21 protein-coding genes are annotated in these 18,955 nt (G+C 70.6%); 7 read left to right on the top strand and 14 right to left on the bottom strand.

Going from position 1 to position 18,955, the window contains the following annotated elements; translation table 11 throughout:
• Nucleotides 1-17 precede the first annotated feature (17 nt).
• Complete coding sequence (gene rimM / locus AACH11_RS07355; protein WP_423228703.1) at nt 18-632, bottom strand: ribosome maturation factor RimM; 615 nt, start codon at nt 630-632, stop codon at nt 18-20.
• A 16-nt stretch (nt 633-648) separates the two neighbouring features.
• Complete coding sequence (gene rpsP, locus AACH11_RS07350) at nt 649-918, bottom strand: 30S ribosomal protein S16 (RefSeq protein ID WP_341373545.1); 270 nt, start codon at nt 916-918, stop codon at nt 649-651.
• Between the two features lie 424 nt (nt 919-1,342).
• On the opposite strand from rpsP, the gene AACH11_RS07345 reads away from it, so the two are divergent.
• Entirely contained in the window at nt 1,343-1,885 is a 543-nt protein-coding gene (locus AACH11_RS07345; protein WP_341373544.1) for a hypothetical protein, read from the top strand.
• Here the strand turns inward: AACH11_RS07345 and AACH11_RS07340 are convergent.
• The 10 genes from AACH11_RS07340 to murJ all read right to left on the bottom strand — a co-directional run bounded on the left by AACH11_RS07340 (nt 1,858) and on the right by murJ (nt 11,531).
• Complete coding sequence (locus AACH11_RS07340) at nt 1,858-2,868, bottom strand: inorganic phosphate transporter (RefSeq protein WP_341373543.1); 1,011 nt, start codon at nt 2,866-2,868, stop codon at nt 1,858-1,860. The two genes, AACH11_RS07345 and AACH11_RS07340, sit on opposite strands and share 28 nt — an antisense overlap.
• 1 nt (nt 2,869) lies before the next feature.
• Nucleotides 2,870-3,517, bottom strand: coding sequence for a DUF47 domain-containing protein (locus AACH11_RS07335; RefSeq protein WP_341373542.1), 648 nt, complete (start codon nt 3,515-3,517; stop codon nt 2,870-2,872).
• A gap of 140 nt (nt 3,518-3,657) precedes the next feature.
• Entirely contained in the window at nt 3,658-4,044 is a 387-nt protein-coding gene (locus tag AACH11_RS07330; RefSeq protein ID WP_341373541.1) for a DMT family protein, read from the bottom strand.
• Nucleotide 4,045: 1 nt separating this feature from the next.
• Nucleotides 4,046-4,552 carry a 2-amino-4-hydroxy-6-hydroxymethyldihydropteridine diphosphokinase gene (gene folK, locus AACH11_RS07325; RefSeq protein ID WP_341373574.1) on the bottom strand — a complete coding sequence of 169 codons (507 nt, stop codon included), beginning with the start codon at nt 4,550-4,552 and terminating at the stop codon, nt 4,046-4,048.
• A 47-nt stretch (nt 4,553-4,599) separates the two neighbouring features.
• On the bottom strand, nt 4,600-6,333 hold the full coding sequence (gene pcnB, locus AACH11_RS07320) for a polynucleotide adenylyltransferase PcnB (RefSeq protein ID WP_341373540.1): 1,734 nt from the start codon (nt 6,331-6,333) through the stop codon (nt 4,600-4,602).
• On the bottom strand, nt 6,330-7,046 hold the full coding sequence (locus tag AACH11_RS07315) for an HAD family hydrolase (protein WP_341373539.1): 717 nt from the start codon (nt 7,044-7,046) through the stop codon (nt 6,330-6,332). The genes pcnB and AACH11_RS07315 overlap by 4 nt, the downstream gene beginning before the upstream one ends.
• Nucleotides 7,043-7,753: an HdaA/DnaA family protein gene (locus AACH11_RS07310; protein ID WP_341373538.1), complete on the bottom strand. Its 711-nt coding sequence runs from the start codon at nt 7,751-7,753 to the stop codon at nt 7,043-7,045. Before AACH11_RS07310 ends, AACH11_RS07315 begins: the two co-directional genes overlap by 4 nt.
• Nucleotides 7,750-8,883, bottom strand: a complete 1,134-nt coding sequence (locus AACH11_RS07305) for an AI-2E family transporter (RefSeq protein WP_341373537.1) — start codon at nt 8,881-8,883, stop codon at nt 7,750-7,752. Before AACH11_RS07305 ends, AACH11_RS07310 begins: the two co-directional genes overlap by 4 nt.
• A gap of 186 nt (nt 8,884-9,069) precedes the next feature.
• Nucleotides 9,070-9,936, bottom strand: a complete 867-nt coding sequence (locus tag AACH11_RS07300) for a SirB1 family protein (RefSeq protein WP_341373536.1) — start codon at nt 9,934-9,936, stop codon at nt 9,070-9,072.
• 29 nt (nt 9,937-9,965) lie between these two features.
• Nucleotides 9,966-11,531 carry a murein biosynthesis integral membrane protein MurJ gene (gene murJ, locus AACH11_RS07295; RefSeq protein ID WP_341373535.1) on the bottom strand — a complete coding sequence of 522 codons (1,566 nt, stop codon included), beginning with the start codon at nt 11,529-11,531 and terminating at the stop codon, nt 9,966-9,968.
• A gap of 217 nt (nt 11,532-11,748) precedes the next feature.
• Between murJ and rpsT the strand changes: the two genes are divergently transcribed.
• A complete protein-coding gene (rpsT, locus tag AACH11_RS07290) occupies nt 11,749-12,063 on the top strand; it encodes a 30S ribosomal protein S20 (RefSeq protein WP_341373534.1) in 315 nt (104 codons plus the stop codon).
• Nucleotides 12,064-12,234: 171 nt separating this feature from the next.
• On the opposite strand, the gene AACH11_RS07285 is transcribed toward rpsT, so the two are convergent.
• On the bottom strand, nt 12,235-12,573 hold the full coding sequence (locus AACH11_RS07285; protein WP_341373533.1) for a DUF3579 domain-containing protein: 339 nt from the start codon (nt 12,571-12,573) through the stop codon (nt 12,235-12,237).
• 366 nt (nt 12,574-12,939) lie between these two features.
• Between AACH11_RS07285 and AACH11_RS07280 the strand changes: the two genes are divergently transcribed.
• From AACH11_RS07280 to AACH11_RS07260, 5 genes are all read left to right on the top strand, one after another.
• Nucleotides 12,940-14,124: an aspartate aminotransferase family protein gene (locus tag AACH11_RS07280; protein WP_341373532.1), complete on the top strand. Its 1,185-nt coding sequence runs from the start codon at nt 12,940-12,942 to the stop codon at nt 14,122-14,124.
• 20 nt (nt 14,125-14,144) lie between these two features.
• Complete coding sequence (gene argF, locus AACH11_RS07275) at nt 14,145-15,119, top strand: ornithine carbamoyltransferase (protein ID WP_341373531.1); 975 nt, start codon at nt 14,145-14,147, stop codon at nt 15,117-15,119.
• A 139-nt stretch (nt 15,120-15,258) separates the two neighbouring features.
• On the top strand, nt 15,259-16,002 hold the full coding sequence (locus AACH11_RS07270) for a metallophosphoesterase family protein (protein ID WP_341373530.1): 744 nt from the start codon (nt 15,259-15,261) through the stop codon (nt 16,000-16,002).
• Nucleotides 16,003-16,043: 41 nt separating this feature from the next.
• Nucleotides 16,044-17,690, top strand: a complete 1,647-nt coding sequence (locus tag AACH11_RS07265; protein ID WP_341373529.1) for a protein kinase domain-containing protein — start codon at nt 16,044-16,046, stop codon at nt 17,688-17,690.
• A 57-nt stretch (nt 17,691-17,747) separates the two neighbouring features.
• Nucleotides 17,748-18,092 carry a YkgJ family cysteine cluster protein gene (locus AACH11_RS07260; protein ID WP_341373528.1) on the top strand — a complete coding sequence of 115 codons (345 nt, stop codon included), beginning with the start codon at nt 17,748-17,750 and terminating at the stop codon, nt 18,090-18,092.
• 12 nt (nt 18,093-18,104) lie between these two features.
• On the opposite strand, the gene AACH11_RS07255 is transcribed toward AACH11_RS07260, so the two are convergent.
• The gene (locus AACH11_RS07255) at nt 18,105-18,929 is read right to left on the bottom strand and encodes a response regulator (RefSeq protein ID WP_341373527.1); all 825 of its coding nucleotides are present in this window, start codon (nt 18,927-18,929) and stop codon (nt 18,105-18,107) included.
• Between the last annotated feature and the right edge of the window lie 26 nt (nt 18,930-18,955).

Genomic DNA, 18,955 nt, shown 5'->3' with positions numbered 1-18,955 from the left:
CGGCGACCGTCGTCCGGTCAGTAGTCCAGGCCCCAGTCGGCGACGATGCGGCGCGCCGCCAGATCGACGTCGTCGATGTAGGCCCCGACGAAGGGGATCAGGCGCTCGGACTCCGATGGCGACGCCCCTTCGGGCGCATCGGGACGGCGCAGGCGCAGCACGCTGTGGGCGCCGGTGTCGAGCAGATCGATCACCTCGCCGAGGGCCTCACCCTCGCGATTGACCACCTGCAGGCCGACCAGATCGACCCAGTAGTACTCGCCGGAGGCCGGTGTCGGGAAACTGGAGCGCGCGATGAACACGCGCAGGCCCTTCATCGCCTCGGCCGCATTGCGATCGGGGATTTCCTGGGCGGCAGCGACCACCCCGTCACCCTGCTGCTTGCTGTGCGTGATGCGCAGCAGGCCCGGCAGCGGAGCGGCCACGCCCGGAGCGGCCGGACGCGGCGACTCGGACGGACGCAGGAACCAGCGCCGGGAGGAGAACAGGGCCTTGGGGTCGGCCGAGAAAGGCTGGACACGGATCCAGCCCTGGATCCCCCAGGCCCCGATGATGCGACCGACCTCGATCGCGTCTTCCGGGAACGGGGGATCGTCCATGCCGGACATCGCCGTGGTGGGCAGGCCGCTCATGGACATCGGGCGATGATCAGGCCGCGGCCTGTTCGCCGGCCTGGGCCTTCTTGGCCTGGGCGACCAGACGCTCGGCGGTCGGGGTCAGCTGGGCGCCGACACCGGTCCAGTAGCTGACGCGGTCGAGTGCGACGCGCAGGGGCTGCTCGGCACCCGAGGCCATCGGGTTGTAGAAGCCGACGCGCTCCAGGAAGCGGCCGTCGCGACGCTCACGCGAGTCGGAGACGACGAGGTTGTAGAACGGGCGCTTCTTGGCGCCGCCACGGGCCAGACGGATCACGACCATGATGGTGTCCTGTAGTGAGTACGAGCGCGAGACCTGATGCGGATGACGTGCACCGGGCCTCTCGGGGGTGTGAGTGATAGAGCCGGCCGAGGAGACACTCAAGGCGGATCCATCCGGACCGGATGCCGGTCTTGCGACCGGATCCGGCGGGAATTCCGGCCCCGTAGATACGCCGTGCGCACCGCGCACCCGCATCACAGCTCGCCAGCAGGCCCACCAGGGGCCCCCTCTACGCTGCCGTGCGGGCGCTCGAAAGCGCTGGCCGTGGCCGAAAATCGAACATTATAAACTGGGCTTCGCCATCACGCACGGTCTCCGACGTGAGAGCGCTCACACCGACCGACCGGTCGTCCGGCGCGGCCCCGTGGACCACGGGCCTGCCGGCTCCGCCACTCCTTTGCCGCCGCATCCGCGGCCGACCGCGATGAGCCCTGAGCCCCGTCCCCCGATCCGCCATCGTGGCAAGACATGGGCCGCCTGGCTGGCCCTGACCGGCGGCAGCCTGGGTCTGCACCGCTTCTACCTGCACGGGTTCGGCGATGTGCTGGCCTGGCTACATCCGCTGCCCACCCTGGCGGGCTGGATCGGCGTGCTGCGCCTGCGCACGCTGGGCCAGGATGACCCCGCAGCCTGGCTGCTGATCCCGCTGCTCGGGCTGATGCTGACGCAGGCCATGCTCTGCGCGATCGTCATCGGACTGACGCCCGACGAGCGCTGGGCGGCCCGCTGGGGCACGCCCCGCCGTCCTTCAGGCTGGGCCGCGGTGCTGGCGGTCGTCCTGGCCCTGCTGCTGGGCGGCGGCGTGCTGATGGGCACCCTGGCCTACGGTGGCCAGAAGTACTTCGAGTACGAGGCCGAACAGGCGGCAGCCGGGCGCACCGCCGGCCCGGGGCCCGACGGCCTGGAGGCCGGCGCCCGTGGCACCGGCCCGGTCGTCGTTCAGAACAGCCAGAAGCCGGCCCAGTAACCGACGGCAGCGACGAAGGCCGAGGCCGGGATCGTCAGGATCCAGGCCCAGACGATGTTGCCCGCCACGCCCCAGCGCACGGCCGAGGCGTTGCGCACCGAGCCCACACCGACGATGGCGCCGGTGATGGTGTGGGTGGTCGACACCGGCACGCCCATCGCGGTGGCGATGAACAGCGTCATCGCACCGCCGGTCTCGGCGGCGAAACCACCGACCGGCTTGAGCTTGGTGATCTTCTGACCCATCGTCTTGACGATGCGCCAGCCACCGAACATCGTGCCCATGCCGATGGCCAGATAGCAGCTCCAGATGACCCAGCTCGGCGGCATCGCGTCACCCTTGTGGGCAAAGCCGGTGGCCAGCAGCAGCATCCAGATGATGCCGATGGTCTTCTGCGCGTCATTGCCACCGTGGCCCAGCGAGTACAGACCGGCCGAGACCAGCTGCAGACGGCGGAACCAGCGATCGACCTTCAACGGCGGCGTGCGGCGGCAGATCCAGGCCACCAGCACCATCATCAGCGAGCCGAGGATGAAGCCCAAGGTCGGCGAGATGAAGATGAAGAGCACCGTCTTCAGGATGCCCCCGCCCAGCAGCGCGCCTGCGCCGGACTTGGCGATGACCGCACCGACGATGCCGCCGATCAGGGCATGCGAGCTCGACGACGGGATGCCGTACCACCAGGTGATGATGTTCCAGCTGATCGCACCGATCAGCGCCCCGAACACCACGTGCACGTCGATGATCGAGGGATCGGCGATGCCCTTGCCCACGGTGGCGGCCACCTTGAGCTGGAACACGGCGATGGCCACCACGTTGAAGAAGGCGGCGAACAGCACCGCGTGCTGCGGCTTGAGCACGCCGGTCGAGACGACGGTGGCGATGGAGTTCGCCGCGTCATGGAAGCCGTTCATGAAGTCGAACAGCAGGGCCAGCACGACGAGCATCGCGACGACCCAGAAACTGGCCTGGACGACGTCCATGTCAGCTGTTCTCCAGCACGATGCCTTCGACGATGTTGGCGACGTCTTCGCAGCGGTCGGAGATCGACTCCAGGTGCTCGTAGACGGCCTTGAGCTTGATGAGCTCGCGCACGTCGATGTTGTCGCGGAACAGCTTGCTCATGGCCGAGCGCATCACGCGGTCGGCGTCGCTCTCGAGGCGGTCGATCTCCTCGCAGGTCTTGACGGCGGCATCGGCCACCTGCGCCTGGCTCAGCTTGGGCAGCAGGCTGACCACGTGCTGCACGCGCTCGCAGCACTTGACCGAGATCTCGCCCAGGCGCAGCACGTCCTCGCTGACCTGCTTCAGGTCATAGAGCTGCATCACCTCGGCCGAGTCCTGCAGCAGGTCGAGCACGTCGTCCATCGCGTTGATCAGACCGTGGATCTGTTCGCGGTCGATCGGCGTGATGAAGGTCTTGTGCAGCAGCCGGTTGACCTCGCCGGTGATGCGGTCGGCATTTTTCTCGGCGCTGTCGACGTCGGCGGCGTATTTCTCGCGCAGACCGGGGTCGCTGTAGTACTGGACCATCGACATGAAGGCGCGCGCACCCTCCGCGATGTACTTGCCGTGTTCGTTGAACAGTTCGAAGAAGTTGCCTTCACGAGGCAGCAGCTTGCCGAACAGCATGGGGAGTTCTCCAGACGCAAAACGGCCGCGGACGGATGCCGCGGCCGGGTTGTCACCGGGCTGTCATGAGCCCGTCATCCGGGGATTGTAGGCGAGATGCCGGACATCCCCTGAAGGCCGGGCGCATGGCGCCTGAGCCGTCAACTGCGAAAAATGAAATACACCGCGCCCATCAGGCACAGACCCGCCCAAAGGTAGTCGAGCTTGAGCGGCTGCCCCATCACCAGCACCGAGAACGGCACGAAGACTGCCAGCGTGATCACCTCCTGCGAGATCTTCAGCTGCGCCAGGCTGTAGCCGGCCGCGAATCCGATGCGGTTGGCCGGCACCTGCAGCAGGTACTCGGCCAGGGCCCAGCACCAGCTGACGAGCGCGGCGACGTACCAGGGGCTGTGGGCATGGGCCCGCAGATGGCCGTACCAGGCCCAGGTCATGAAGAGGTTGCTCAGCAGCAGCAGGCCGCCGGTCTGCACGGCGACCGGCCACTGCGCCAAGGCCTGGAACCAGCCGGAAAGCAAGGTGGGCATGTCAGGCGAGCGGCATCCAGTCGGCACCGGCCGTGCGCGTGATGCGCTGATCGGCCACGTCGACCAGGGCATCGGCGACGGCACGGCCGTCGTCCAGTGCCCAGGATGGGTCGAGCTCCAGCAGCGGCCGCAGCACGAAGGCGCGCTGGTGCAGACGCGGATGCGGCAGGATCAGCCGCGGGCTGTCCAGACGCACGGCGCCGCCGTGCCACAGCAGATCCAGGTCCAGCGTGCGCGGTGCGTTGCGGTACGGCCGCTCGCGCCCGTGCTCGGCCTCGATGGCCTGCAACAGGTCCAGCAGGTCCAGCGGCGCCAGCGCCGTGTCGAGCACCAGCACGGCGTTGTGGAAATCGGGACCGCCAGCGTCGACCGGGGCGCTGCGCCACAGGCCGGAACTGGCCGGCACCCGGCCGTCGGACGCCGCCCGCTCGGCCAGCGCGGCCCGCGCCCGCCGCAGCGTGGCCGGCGCGTCCCCCAGATTGGCGCCCAGCGCGATCCAGGCCACCATCCGGCCGTCACCCGGCGCCGCGGGCACGCCCTCGGTCCCGCGCGGACTCACGCGTCGGCAGCCGGGCCGGAGGCCACGACGCCTTCACCACCGCTCTCGCCACCGCCCTCGCCTGCGGCACCACCCGCGCGCGGCTTGCGCCGACGGCGACGGCGCTTGCGGGCCGGGTTGCCGGACTCGGCCGGGGCGTCGAAGTCAGCGCCCTCGTCGGCCGCGTCCTCGGCGGCGTCGTCCGGACCCTCCGCAAGGTCCGGCGCATCGGCCGCGTCGAGCGCGTCGGCCGGCCCGGGCACACCGCCATCGGCGGCCACACGGGTGGGCTGGGCCGCACGGCCCGGCGCCCGGCGCTGGCCGGCCCGCTGGGCCTCGCGCGCCGCCTGCAGCATGGCCTCACGGTCATCCGGACTGCCCAGCGAGAAGTCCTCCCACCACTCGGCCAGCTCGGCCGGCGCCTCGCCGACGTCGGCACGCAGGCGCAGGAAATCGAAACCGGCGCGGAACCGCGCCTGCTCGACCAGGGTGTAGGCCGGGCCGGACTGCCGACGCTCGAAGCGCGGCTGCATCATCCAGATCTCGCGCATGTCGGCGCCCAGCTTGCCGCGGCCGGAGATGTCGCCCACCCGCGCGTCGAAGACGGCGTCGATGGCCGCCTGCAGCGCCGGCACCAGGTGCTCGCCGGCGCGGGTGCGTTCGCGCCAGCCGGCCAGCACCTCGTGCCACAGCAGCGCGGCCAGCAGGAAGCTGGGCGCCACCGGCTTGCCCTCGCCGACGCGGCGGTCGGTGTCGGCCAGCGCCAGGCGGATGAAGTCCTGCTGCTCGGGCGAGGTGCGCGCCTCGTCGTAGACGGCGTCGAGGATGGGAAACACGCCGCGCAGCAGACCGTGCGTGCGCAAGGTCTCGATGCTGTCCAGCGCATGGCCGGTCTGCAGCAGCTTGATCATCTCGTCGAACAGGCGCGAGGTCGGCACGTTGGCCAGCAGCGGCGCCACTTCGGCGAAGGGCGCGGCGGTGGCCGGCTCGAAGCCGAAGCCCAGCTTGGCCGCGAAGCGCATCGCGCGGATCACGCGCACGGGGTCCTCGCGGTAGCGCGTCAGCGGGTCGCCGATCAGGCGCAGCAGGCCGGCACGCAGATCGGTCAGGCCACCGTGGTAGTCGACGACGACCTGGGTCTGCGGGTCGTAGTACATCGCGTTGACGGTGAAGTCGCGGCGGGCGGCATCCTCGATCTGCGGACCCCAGACGTTGTCGCGCAGCACGCGGCCGCTGGCGTCGACCGCATGGGCGGAGTCGGCCAGCGCGGCCTTGTGCGTCTTCTCGTTGCCGGCGATCGGCAGCGCCTCGCTGTTGTCGAGGTAGGCCCGGAAGGTCGAGACCTCGATCACCTCGTGCTCGCGGCCGCGGCCGTGGACGACGTGGACGATGCGGAAGCGCCGGCCGATGATGAAGGCGCGCCGGAACAGGCCCTTGACCTGCTCGGGCGTGGCGTTGGTGGCGACGTCGAAGTCCTTCGGACGACGGCCGACCAGCAGGTCGCGCACGGCGCCGCCGACGACGTAGGCCTCGTAGCCCGCCTCCTGCAGGGTGCGCACGACCTTGACCGCGCGGTCATCGACCAGGCGGGCATCGATGCCGTGCTCGGAGGCCGGGATCTCGACGCGGCGACCCAACGGGATGCGGGCACGGCTGACGGGAGCGTCGGCGGCGAACGCGGCAGCCGCCACGGCGGTGGCGCGCGGTGCGCCACCCTGGCCCAGCAGGCGCTTGATGAGGTTCTTGATCATCGGTCGAACAGACGGAGGATGCGCCAGCCGCGCTCGCGCGCGATGGCTTCGAGGCCGGGGCCCGGGTTGGTGGCCACCGGCTCCTGCACGCGCTCGAGCAGCGGCAGGTCGTTGGTGGAATCGCTGTAGAACACGCTGTGGCCGAGCTGGTCCCAGCGCAGACCGCGCGCGGCCAGCCAAGCCTCCACACGCGCGATCTTGCCTTCACGGAAGGACGGTGTGCCGTCGATCAGACCCGTGTAGCGGCCCTGCGCGTCGCGCTGGACCTCGATGCCGATCAGCTCGGGCACGCCGAAGGCGTCGGCGATCGGCCGCGTCACCACCACGTTGGTGGCGGTGACGATCAGCACCCGATCGCCGGCGTCCTGATGACGGCGCACCAGCGCGCGCGCCTGCGGCGTGAGCTGCGGCGCGATGATCTCGGCCATGAAGCGCTGCTGCGCCCAGGCCAGTTCCTCGGCCGTGCGCTCGCGCCAGGCGCTGGTGGAGAAGGCGACGTACTCGTCGATGTCGAGCACGCCGTCCAGGTACTGCTGGTAGAACGCGTTGTTGCGCGCCCGGTGCGTGGTCGCATCGGCCCAGCCGAGAGTGACCATGAACTCGCCGAAGGCCTGGTCGGAATCGCCGGGGATCAGCGTGCCGTCGAGGTCGAACAGCGCGATGCGCGGGCCGGCCGGGTCGACGGCGTGCGGCACGAAAGCGGGGGGGCTCATGCGCCCTCCTCGGCCAGCATCTTGCGCAGCAAGGGGATGGTGACGGCGCGCTGTTCAGCCAGCGCGTAGCCGTCGAGACGGTCCAGCAGGTTCATCAGGTGGCTCATGTCGCGCCGCAGGCGCGTCAGCAGGTAGTCGATCACTTCGTCGCCGAGCTCGATGCCGCGGCGGGCGGCCTCGCGCCGCAGCGCGCTGCGGGTGTCGGACTCGGTCAGCGGCTGCAGGGCGTGGATGTCGCCCCAGCCGAGGCGGCTGCGCAGGTCCTCGCGCAGCGGCAGGTCCACCGGCGGCAGGCTGCCGGCCGCCGCCCACTGCACGCCGTGCGTGCCGGCGTCGATGAACAGCGAGAAGGCCGCGTGCTGGCGGCCGGCGTCCAGGTCCTGCACATCGTCGAGCACGACCAGGCTCCAGACAGGGTCCAAGGTCCAGGGCAGCGGGCTGCCCGGCTGGAACCAGCCGACGCGCTGGCCGTCGGCCTGGTGCTGGTTGGCCAGCGCCCGCAGCAGCCGCGTCTTGCCGGTGCCCGGCGGACCCCAGAGGTACAGCGGGGTCGGCTGGGCCGACCAGAGCGCACGGCCGGCGCGCAGACGGCGCAGATGCTCGATCGTCGCCTCGTTGGGGCCGATCTCGATCGCCTCGAAATCATCATCGAGCGGCGGCGCGATCGGCAGCGCCAGCTGCTTCATCGGGGCGTAGCTCGTCGTCATCGGCCCTCCTCCGCCGGACCGGGCACGTCGGCCGCCGCACTCGGGAGCACCAGCTCGGCACGCGGCGCGGCGCTGGTGTAGAGCACGCTGCTGCGGTAACGGGCCTCGAGATGGCGCAAGGCGACGGCCGTCACGGCGGCGGCCGGCAGGGCCAGCAGCACGCCGAGGAAGCCGAACAGCTGACCGAAGGCCATCAACGCGAAGATCACGGCCAGCGGGCCCAGGCCGATGCGCTCACCCACCAGCCGCGGCGTGAGGATGAAGCTCTCCAGCAACTGGCCGATGGCATAGGCCAGCAGCACCGCCGCCACCGGCCCGAAAGCGGCGAACTGCAGCAGCGCGGTCAGCAGCGCCAGCAACAGCCCCAGGCCGTAGCCGAGGTAGGGCACGGCCATGGCCAGACCGGTGAACAAGCCGACGGGCAGCGCCAGATCGAGGCCGACGACGGCCAGCGCCACCGCGTAGTACAGCGCCATCGCCAGCATCACGAGCAACTGGCCGCGCAGGTACTGGCCGAGCAGCGCGTCGCACTCGCCGAGAAAGCCCTGCACCGCGACCCGCAAGCGCGGCGGCACCAGATCGTGCAGCCGCCCGACCAGTCGCGGCCAGTCCAGCAGCAGGTAGAACACGACCACCGGCACCAGGATCAGGTGGCCGAGCAGCGCCATCAGCGCACTGCCGCCCAGGCGGGCCGAATCCAGCAGCGTGCCGGCCCAGTCCTCGTTGGACTCCAGCAGGCCGACCAGCCAGGCCTTGAGCGTGGCCACGTCCAGCTTCAGCGTGATGCCGAACGGGCCCAGCAAGGGCCCGAGGGCGGCCTCGGCCCGGTCCAGCAGCAGCGGCAGCTGGCTCTTGATCAGCGGCAGCTCACGGGCCAGCACCGGCACCATCAGCAGCAGCACGAGCGCCAGCGCCAGCAGGGCCAGCCCCTCGACCAGCACCGCGGCCAGCGCCCGCGGCAGCCCGCGCCGGTGCAAGGCCTGCAGAGCGGGATGCAGCGCATAGGCCAGCATGGCCGCCAGCGCGAACGGCAGCAGGACCGCCTTCAGCGCCCAGGCGCACACCGCCGCGACGAGCAGCGGCACGCTCCACAGCAGCAGCAGACGGTTTCGGGAAATACGCGGGATCATCGTCGGTGGGGCGGCCGGCCGGGGTCGCCGTCACGCGGGCGGACCGCCGGTGCCGACCAGCGCCGCACCGGCGACGGCCCGCACAGGGAGGCGGTCACGCCGGCGCGCATTCTAGGTGGCGGCGCCGCAGCACCCGTCGCACAGGCGGGCAGCGGCAGCGGCCACCCCTGTGGCGTGACCAGGGCCTCAGTGCAGCGGCGGATGGTCGTCGCGCTCCAGGTCGGCCAGCCGCAGGCGCATGGCCCGCGCGTCCTCGGCTTCGGGTTCGGCCTGCAGATAGGCCTGCAGGTCCGCCATGGCCTCGACCGGACGACCGAGCTCGGCCCAGGTCAGACCGCGATCGCGTCGTTCCTGCATGGCCTGCGGCAGCAGCAGCACCAGGCGCTGCTGGACCGCCAGCAGGCGCGGCCAGTCCTCGGCACCGAGGTGGATCTCCTTGAGGTTGCGCAGCAGACGGGCCAGCACGTCGCGCGGTTCGGCCGTCTGGAGGAACAGCCCGAGCGGCGTGTCGTACTCCCCCTCCAGACCGTGGCGCTGGCGGAAGGGCTGCAGACGCTCGTCGAGCTCGTCGCGCGACAGGGAACGGCCGCTGAACGGGTCGATCACGACCTCGCCGGCCGGCAAGCGCAGCTTGACCAGGAAGTGGCCGGGGAAGGACACGCCGCGGGCGGTCAGGCCGACCGCCTGGGCCAGTTCGATGTAGACCAGGGCCAGCGTGATCGGGATGCCGCGCCGGCTGGTCAGCACCTGGTCGAGGTAGCTGTTGTGCGGGTCGTAGTAGTCGTTGACGTTGCCGGAAAAACCCAGCTCGTCGAAGAAATAGCGGTTCAGCGCCCTCAGCCGCTGCAACGGCGCCGAATCGGCGGGCAGCCGGCGCCGCAGCGCCCCGCCGAGCCGGTCAATCTCGGACAAGACACCCTGGACATCCAGCCGCGGATTGTCGTCCTGGCCGACGCTGATCGCCGCCTCGAGCAGCGCGAAGCCCGCATCCTCCGCCACCAGGGCGGCGAAGTACTTCAGGGTGTCGGGCGGGCGCAGCCAGTCGGGCGTCATGGATGGAAGTCTACGCCGAGGGCAGGCGCTCAACCCTTGCGCAGCAGCGCGCGCCAGCGCAGACCGCAGACCGTGGCGGTACCGAAGTAGGCCACGGCGGCCGCAGCCAGCACCGCCGCCAGGGTGGCCGCGCGACGCCCTTCGTGCGCGCCCAGGGCCAGCCAGTCGACGGCGCCGGCGGCCCAATGCAGCCACCAACCCATCGGCAGCAAGGCCGCCAGGACACGCAGCAGAAACGGCCACCAGCCGGACAGCGGACGGTAGCTGCCACGGCGCAGCAGCCCGAACAGCAAGGCCAGCATGTTGACGTTGGCCGCCACGCCGATCGACAGCGCCAACGCACCCACGCCCCAGCCCAGGCCACCGATGAACAGGGCATTCAGCACCTGGGTCAGCACCAGCGCGCCGATGGCCACCCGCATCGGGGTGCGCGTGTCCTGTTGTGCGTAGTACGCACCGGCCACCACCTTCAGCCCGACGAGCCCGAGCACTCCCGCGCCGTAGCCCGCGACGGCCCAGGTGGTGGCAGCCACGGCCGACGGATCGAAGGCCCCACGATGGAACAGCACCGCCACCATCGGCTGACCGAAGACCAGCAGCGCCAACGCGCACGGCAGCGCCAGCAGCACCACCAAGCGCAGCCCCCAGTCGAGCAGACCGGAGTAGGCCTCGGCATCGCCGGCGGCCCGGGCGGCCGACAGCTGTGGCGTCAGCACCACGCCGAGCGCCACGCCCAGCAGGGCGGTCGGCAATTCCATCAAGCGGTCGGCGTAGACCAGGGTCGAGACCGCACCCACCGCCAGATGGCTGGCGATCTGCGAATTGATCATCAACGAGATCTGGGCCACCGAGACCCCGATCAGCGCAGGCCCCATCTTGGCCAGGATCTGGCGCACGCCCGGGTGCCGCCACGCCGCGCGCAGCGCCGCCAGGCCGCCCAGCCGCGGCAGCATGCCGATGGCCCGCAGCGCCGGCACCTGCACGGCCAGCTGCAGCACACCGCCGATCATCGTGCCCACGGCCAGTGCATAGACCGGCTCGACGCCGTGCTCGCGCAGCAACGGCACGCCCAGCAGCGCCGCGGCGATCACCGACAGGTTCAGCAGCACCGGCGTGGCCGCCGGCACGGCGAAGCGCTTCCAGGTGTTGAGCACGCCGGCCGACAGCGCGACCAAGGACATGCAGCCGATGTAGGGAAACATCCAGCGCGTCATGCGCACCGCCGCGTCCTCGGTGGCGGCGTCGAAGCCCGAGGCCAGCAGCCAGACGAGCGCCGGCGCGATCACCACGCCGGCCACGCAGGTGCCCAGCAGCGCCCAGGCCAGCACGGTGGCCACCGCATCGACCAGGTCGCGGGTGGCGGCATCGCCCTCGGTGGCGCGCGTGGCCGCCAGCAACGGCACGAAGGCCTGCGAGAAGGCGCCCTCGGCGAACAGCCGGCGCAGCAGATTGGGAATGCGGAAGGCGATCTGGAACGCGTCCATCACCGCCGAGGTGCCGAAGTAGGCGGCACCGATCTGCTCGCGCACGAGGCCGGTGATGCGCGACACCAGGGTCAGCGCGGAGACCGAAAAGACGGCCTTGAACAGATTCATGTCGCAGCGGCGCGCCCGGCGCAGCCGCCACACGCCCGGGCGGACCGGGCGGCAGCGCGCCCGGCGGGCCACGGAAAGGGCAATGGTGGACGGATTATAGGAAGCCGGGTCTGCTTCAGCGGGGCGGCTGTTCAAGCGCTGAAGGAAGTGCTATAGTCTTCGTCTTTGCCCGATTCACCACCTGCATCCAAAGCAGGCAGCCGGAGAGCTCAAAACCATGGCCACCTCCTCCAAAGCCAAGAAGAAGACCGTGCGTCTGGCCTCGGGCCGCAAGCGCGCACGCCAGGACGTCAAGCTGAACGCCGCGAACACCTCGCTGCGCTCGCACTTCCGCACCGTCATCAAGAACGTGCAGAAGGCCATCGACAAGGCGCAAGCCGGTGGCGACAAGGCCGCCCCCGCCGAACTGTTCAAGCACGCCCAGACCGTGATCGACAAGATCGCCGACAAGGGCATGTTCCACAAGAACAAGGCCGCTCGCCACAAGAGCCGCCTGTCCGCCAAGATCAAGGCGCTGTCCATCGCCGCCTGATCGCTCCGATCCGGCTTTCGGGCAAACGAAAGGCCTGCGCAAGCAGGCCTTTTGTCTTTTGGCGATCCCTACTCGCCTCACGGACCGTCCGATCCAGATTCAGAACCCTGTCAGGACGGGTCCGCCCGGGTGCCCAGTGCTCCCGCGCACGGGACGACCCGCAGCCACCACTCAGGTCGCCCCGCCTCCGGATGCCGGCGGCGGGATGTCCGGCAGCAGGCAGGCCTCGACGATCTGCAGTTCGTTGTCGCGGGCGAAGTTCATCGCGAACTCCCAGGCCATCGGCTCGACGTCGCGCAGCGCCTCGTTGACGATCACGCACTTCACGCCATCGATCACCCGCGGCACGCAATACGGCGAGTAGCCGATGTGGGCGCCGATGCCGCTGCCCTTGGGTCGGAACACCGACAAGGCGCCGGCCAGGCGCTCGGCCCAGTCACTGGGGCGGAAGGTACGGCCACCACGGGTGATGCCCTGAATGAAGATTTCGCGTGGTTTCGGGGCCGTCATGCCTGGTCTGCAGCGGACCGGCGTACGCGCCCGGGCCGCGGGGTCACCGTCCGGCCCGGCCGATCGCCGGTCGGTGATCGGTGTAAAAAACTGGAGCGCGATTGTGCCGCGGTTTTCCTGCAGTGCAGCATGGCCCCACGACCGCCCGAGCGAATGGCCCGGACACAGCTTTTTGACAGCTTCGGCCGCTAGGCACCGCACTTGAGTGCCATGCCGCCGGCCGCACACCCGCCCCGTGAAGGATACGCGGCAGAGACGGGCGATGACAGGGACCGCCCCGTAGAATCCGCCGCTTTCCCGGCACCCGGGCCACCGCGGCCCGATGCCACGATCCTGAACATCCCCGCGATTTACCGGAGCCCCGCGATGAGCACCCACGTGATGAACACCTACGGCCGACTGCCCTTCGCGCTGTCGCACGGCCGAGGCTGCCGCGTGTGGGACACCGAGGGCAAGGCCTACCTCGACGGCCTGGCCGGCATCGCCGTCAACACCCTCGGCCACGCCCACCCCAAGCTGGTGCCGGCGCTGCAGGAGCAGGTGGCCACGCTGATGCACGTCAGCAACTACTACCAGGCGCCGCTGCAGGAGCAGCTGGCCGAGCGGCTGTGCGCACTGTCCGGCCTGGACAAGGTGTTCTTCTGCAACTCCGGCCTGGAGGCCAACGAGGCCGCGCTCAAGCTGGCGCGCAAGTTCGGCCACGGCAAGGGCATCGCCCGGCCCGAGGTCATCGTCTACGACAAGGCCTTCCACGGCCGCTCGATCGCCACGCTGAGCGCCACCGGCAACCCCAAGGTGCAGGCCGGCTTCGAGCCGCTGGTCGAGGGCTTCGTGCGCCTGCCGATCAATGACCTGGAGGCGGTGCGCGCGGCCGTCGCGTCCAACCCGAACATCGTCGCCATCTTCCTGGAGACCATCCAGGGCGAAGGCGGCATCAACCCGACCCGCATCGAGGTGCTGCAGGGCCTGCGCCGGATCTGCGACGAGCACGATCTGCTGCTGATGCTCGACGAGGTGCAGTGCGGCATCGGCCGTACCGGCAAGTGGTTCGCCCACCAGTGGGCCGGCATCCAGCCCGACGTGATGCCGCTGGCCAAGGGCCTGGGCTCGGGCCTGCCGATCGGCGCGGTGGTCACCGGGCCGCGCGCCTCGGAGATCTTCCAGCCGGGCAACCACGGCACCACCTTCGGCGGCAACCCGCTGGCCATGCGCGCGGGCATCGAGACGCTGCGCATCATGGAGGAGGACGGCCTGCTGGCCCATGCCGCGGCGATGGGCGAGCGCATCCGCGCCGGCCTGGCCGCCGGGCTGGACGGGCTGACCGGTGTGCGCGAGATCCGCGGTCACGGCCTGATGATCGGCGTCGAGCTCGACCGGCCCTGCGGCGTGCTGCTGACGCGCGCGGCCGACGCCGGCCTGCTGATCTCGGTGACGGCCGATTCGGTCGTGCGCCTGCTGCCGCCGCTGGTCATCAGCGCGGCCGAGGTCGACGAGCTGCTGTCCATCCTGCTGCCGCTGATGCGCGACTTCCTGGCCGCACCGGCCGCCTGAGACGACCGAGCCCTGCCGCGATGAAACCGGGAATGAGCCTGATGAAGCACTATCTGCAGTTCAAGGACCTGCGGGCCGAGGAGTACGCCTACCTCTTCGAGCGCACGGCGCTGATCAAGACCCGCTTCAAGAACTACGAGAAGTACACGCCGCTGATCGACCGCACGCTGGCGATGATCTTCGAGAAGGCCTCGACACGCACCCGCGTGAGCTTCGAGGCCGGCATGTACCAGCTCGGCGGCAGCGTGGTGCACCTGACCACCGGCGACAGCCAGCTCGGCCGCAGCGAGCCGATCGAGGACTCGGCCCGCGTGATCAGCCGCATGGTCGACATCGTGATGATCCGCACCTACGAGCAGGACAAGCTGCGCCGCTTCGCCGCGCACAGCCGGGTGCCGGTGATCAACGGGCTGACCAACGAGTACCACCCGTGCCAGATCCTGGCCGACCTCTACACCTACGTCGAGCACCGCGGCCCGAAGTCCGCGCTCGGCACCACGGGGCAGGCGCTGGTCGACAGCCTCAAGGGCAAGGTCGTGGCCTGGGTCGGGGACGGCAACAACATGGCCAACACCTGGCTGCAGGCCGCCGAGATCCTCGGTTTCACCGTGCACGTCAGCACCCCGGGCGGCTACGAAATCAATCCCGAAGTCGCCGGCGTGTCCGATGCGGGCTGCTGGAAGGTCTTCGCCGACCCGGTCGAGGCCTGCCGCGGGGCCGATCTGGTGACCACCGACGTGTGGACCAGCATGGGCTACGAGGCCGAGAACGAGGCCCGCAAGCAGGCCTTCGCCGACTGGTGCGTGGACGCCGAGATGATGGCCGTCGCCAAGCCGGACGCCCTGTTCATGCACTGCCTGCCCGCCCACCGCGGCGAGGAGGTCACGGCCGAGGTCATCGACGGCCCGCAGAGCGTGGTCTGGGACGAGGCCGAGAACCGCATGCACGTGCAGAAGGCGCTGATGGAGTACCTGTTGCTCGGCCGCATCGGCTGAGCCCACCACGGGGCATCGCGGCACGGGCGGCCGCCGGGCGCTACCATGCGCGGCACCGACCCGGCTCCACCGAGGTCCCGAGGAGACGAGGGGCCCGCTTCATCGATCGCGCCCCGACGCAGGGCGTGCCCCCTGCCCCATGAAGATCGCCCTCATTGCCGACCTGCACGCCAACCGCGAGGCGGTCGAGGCCGTGCTCGACCACGCCCGCGCCCAGCAGGTGGACCGTTACGTGCTGCTCGGCGACTTCGTCGGCTATGGCGCCGATCCGGGCTGGGTGGTCGACACCGTGCGCGAGCTGGTCGCACAAGGCGCGCTGGCGGTGATGGGCAACCATGACCAGGCGGTGGTGCGCGGCAGCTCGCCGGGCATGCGCGAGGAGGCCCGCTACGTCATCGACTGGACGCGCGGCCAGCTCGACGCCGACCAGATCGACTGGCTGGCGCGGCTGCCGATGCAGCAGGAACGCGACAACCACCTCTACGTGCATGCCAACGCCTGGGCGCCTGCCGGCTGGGAGTACGTGCACAGCCGCAGCGAGGCGGTGCGCAGCCTGCACGCCACCGACTGCCGCTACACCTTCTGCGGCCACATGCACGAGCCCAAGCTGTTCCACCTGTCGGGCACCGGCAAGGCCGGCGACTTCACGCCGACGGCCGGCGTGCCGATCCCGGTGCCGGCCCACCGCCAGTGGCTGATCATCCCCGGCTCGGCCGGCCAGCCGCGCGACGGCAATCCGGCGGCCTGCTACGGCATCTTCAACACCGCCGTCAGCACCATCACCTACCAGCGCGTGCCCTACGACTACGAGGCTGCCGGCTACAAGATCCGCGCCGCCCAGCTGCCCCAGCGCCTGGCCGCCCGCCTGGAGGACGGCCACTGATGGACACCACCGCGCACCGGGCCTGATCCGCAAGACCGACGATGACCGACGACAGCTCGCGCCTGGCCAACTCGCTGGGCTATGCCGCCGAATCGACCCCGCTGCCGAGTGCGCTGCAGGTCGGCCAGGTGATCGACGGCTTCCGGCTGGAGGAAAAGCTGCACCTGGGCGGCATGGCCCAGATATGGCGGGTGGTGGAGGTCAACCACCAGGGCGACTCGCGCCTGCCGCTGATCATGAAGGTGCCGCGGATCAAGGGCGGCGAGGACCCTGCCACCATCGTCGGCTTCGAGGTCGAGATGATGATCATGCCGATGCTCGGCGGCCCGCACGTGCCGAAGTTCATCGCCAAGGGCGACTTCACGCGCCAGCCCTACATCGTGATGGAGCGCATCGAGGGCAGCAGCCTGAAAGGCCGGCTCGACGAGGCGCCGCTGCCGCTCGACGAGGTCATCGAGATCGGCTCGCGCGTGGCCACCGCCCTGCACGACCTGCACCGCCAGCACCTGGTGCACCTGGACATCAAGCCCAGCAACATCCTGCTGCGCCCCGACGGCACCGCCGTGCTCGCGGACTTCGGCCTGTCCCGCCACGATCACCTGCCGGATCTGCTGGACGAGGAGTTCACGCTGCCGATGGGCACCGGGCCCTACATGTCACCCGAACAGGTGCAGTTCGTGCGCAGCGATCCGCGCTCGGACCTGTTCGCGCTCGGCGTGATGCTCTACCACTTCACCACCGGCGAGCGGCCCTTCGGCCAGCCCGACTCGGTGCGCGGCCTGCGCCGGCGGCTCTACATGGAGCCGGTACCGCCGCGCGCGCTGCGGCCCGACTGCCCGCCCTGGCTGCAGGAGGTGATCCTGAAGTGCCTGGAGGTGCGGGCCGAGAAGCGCTACCAGACCGCCGCCCAGCTCGCGCTGGAACTGCAGAACCCGGGCGAGGTGGTGCTGACCCGCCGGGCCGAGAAGCTGCAGAAGAGCGGCCTGGTCAAGACCTTCAAGCGCTGGTTCTTCTCGATCGGTGCCGAGCCCACCGTCAGCCCGACGCAGACCACCGAGCAGATCGACCGCAGCCCGATCATCGCGGTGGCCATCGACGTCGACAACGGCACCCGCGCCCTGCTCGAACGCCTGCGTGAGACGACGCGCCGCCTGGTGCAGACCGAGCCCGGCGCGCGCCTGGCCTGCATCAGCGTGATGCGCACCGCGCGCATCGGCATGGACGACCTGGTCGATGCCGACGGCCGCAGCCGCCACGTCAAGCAGATGGTCAGCATCAAGCACTGGGCGCGGCCGATCAGCAAGTCGCTCGGCCTGGCCGAGGGTCGCCTGACGGTGCACGTGCTGGAGGCACCGGACGTGGCCGACGCCATCCTCGAGTTCTGCCAGCGCAACCAGGTGGACCATCTGGTGATGGGTGCGCGCGCGGCCTCGATGCTGCGCCGTTACCTGGGCAGCGTCTCGGCCGAGGTGGTGGCCAACGCGACCTGCACCGTCACCGTCGTGCGGGCACCGGACGTCGGCGCCGAATCGAGCGATGCCCCGGCCATGGCGGGGCCGGCCGCGTCCCCGCTGCCGGCCAGGGCCAACGGCCTGCCCGCCCCCCCGCAGCCACCGCTGCCGGCACCGGCCCCCCACGAGATGCCGCCCGAGGCCGACCTGCACGCCGACATGCGCGACGACCACTGACGCCGCACAGTCGCTGGCCCGCCCCCCATTGACCGACCTTCCGGCACCGCCATCGCCATGCCCACGGATGACCGCAATCCCTGCCTGAGCTGCGGCGCCTGCTGCGCGAGCTTCCGGGTCGATTTCCACGCGGACGAGCTCCTCAGCGAGGGCGGCACCGTCCCGGATGGCCTGGCCGACCGGCTGGGCGACACCCTGTGCCGCATGCGGGGCACCGACCATGCCCGGCCGCGCTGCGCGGCGCTGGTCGGCCAGATCGGCGAGCGGGCCAGCTGTGGCATCCACGAGTGGCGACCCTCGCCATGCCGCGAGTTCGGACTGCGCGCCAACAGCGGCCTCGGCGACGAGGCCTGCGACCGCGCCCGGGCCCGCCACGGCCTGCCACCGCTGCAGCTCCTGTAGACGACCGGCCGTTCAGCGCAGGCGCGACGCGCCCGTGGCCACGGCCGCCGGCAGCCCGTGCCCCTGACGCGAGACGACCAGCACCGCCTGCGTGCGCGACGACACGCCGAGCGCCCGCAGCACGGCCGCGACATGGTCCTTGACCGTCTCCACCGACAGCCCGAGCTCGCGCGCGATCAGCTTGTTGGACAGGCCTTGCAGCAACAGATTGAGCACCTCGGCCTGGCGCGGCGTCAGGCCATGGGGGCTGCCGGACTCGCCGGACGCCGGCCCGCCGGACCAGGCCCCGAGCCGGACATCGGCCGCAGGCGGCACGGGCGCGACCGGTTGGGCGCCCTGGAAGCCGCCCTGCCCGGCCGGCGGCTCGCCGACCCGGGACGCGCCATCCGCCTCGTCCGCCAGGGCCCTGGCCGCACGGGCGGCCGCCACCTGCAGACCGTGCATCAGCGCGGCGGGAATGTAGACACCACCGCCCATCACGATGGCCAGCGCGCGCTGCAGCTCCTCGGGTCCCGTGCGCTTGGAGATATAGCCCATGGCGCCGAGATCGACCGCCGCGACCACATCCGGCAGGTCATCGTGGGTCGACAGGACGACGACCGGCAGTTCCGGCGCCGCGGCCCGCAAGGCGGCCAGGCCCTGCATGCCCGGGGCCTCATCCAGCGTCAGATCCAGCAGCACCAGATCGATGCCGGACTCGGTGGACAACAGGGTGAGTGCCTCGCCGATGCCGGAGGCCGAACACCAGACGACCTCTGGGTCCAGCGTCCGGACCAGGGCTTGCAGGGCCGAAGCCACCAGCGGATGGTCGTCGACCACCAGCATCTTGCGGACCATCTTCGTGACTCCCTCATGACCGCTCG

This window comes from Pseudaquabacterium rugosum, assembly GCF_038066575.1.
Lineage (GTDB): Bacteria > Pseudomonadota > Gammaproteobacteria > Burkholderiales > Burkholderiaceae_C > Pseudaquabacterium > Pseudaquabacterium rugosum.
The sequence above is the reverse complement of the archived record's forward strand: the minus strand, read 5'-3'. Positions and strand labels throughout refer to the sequence as shown.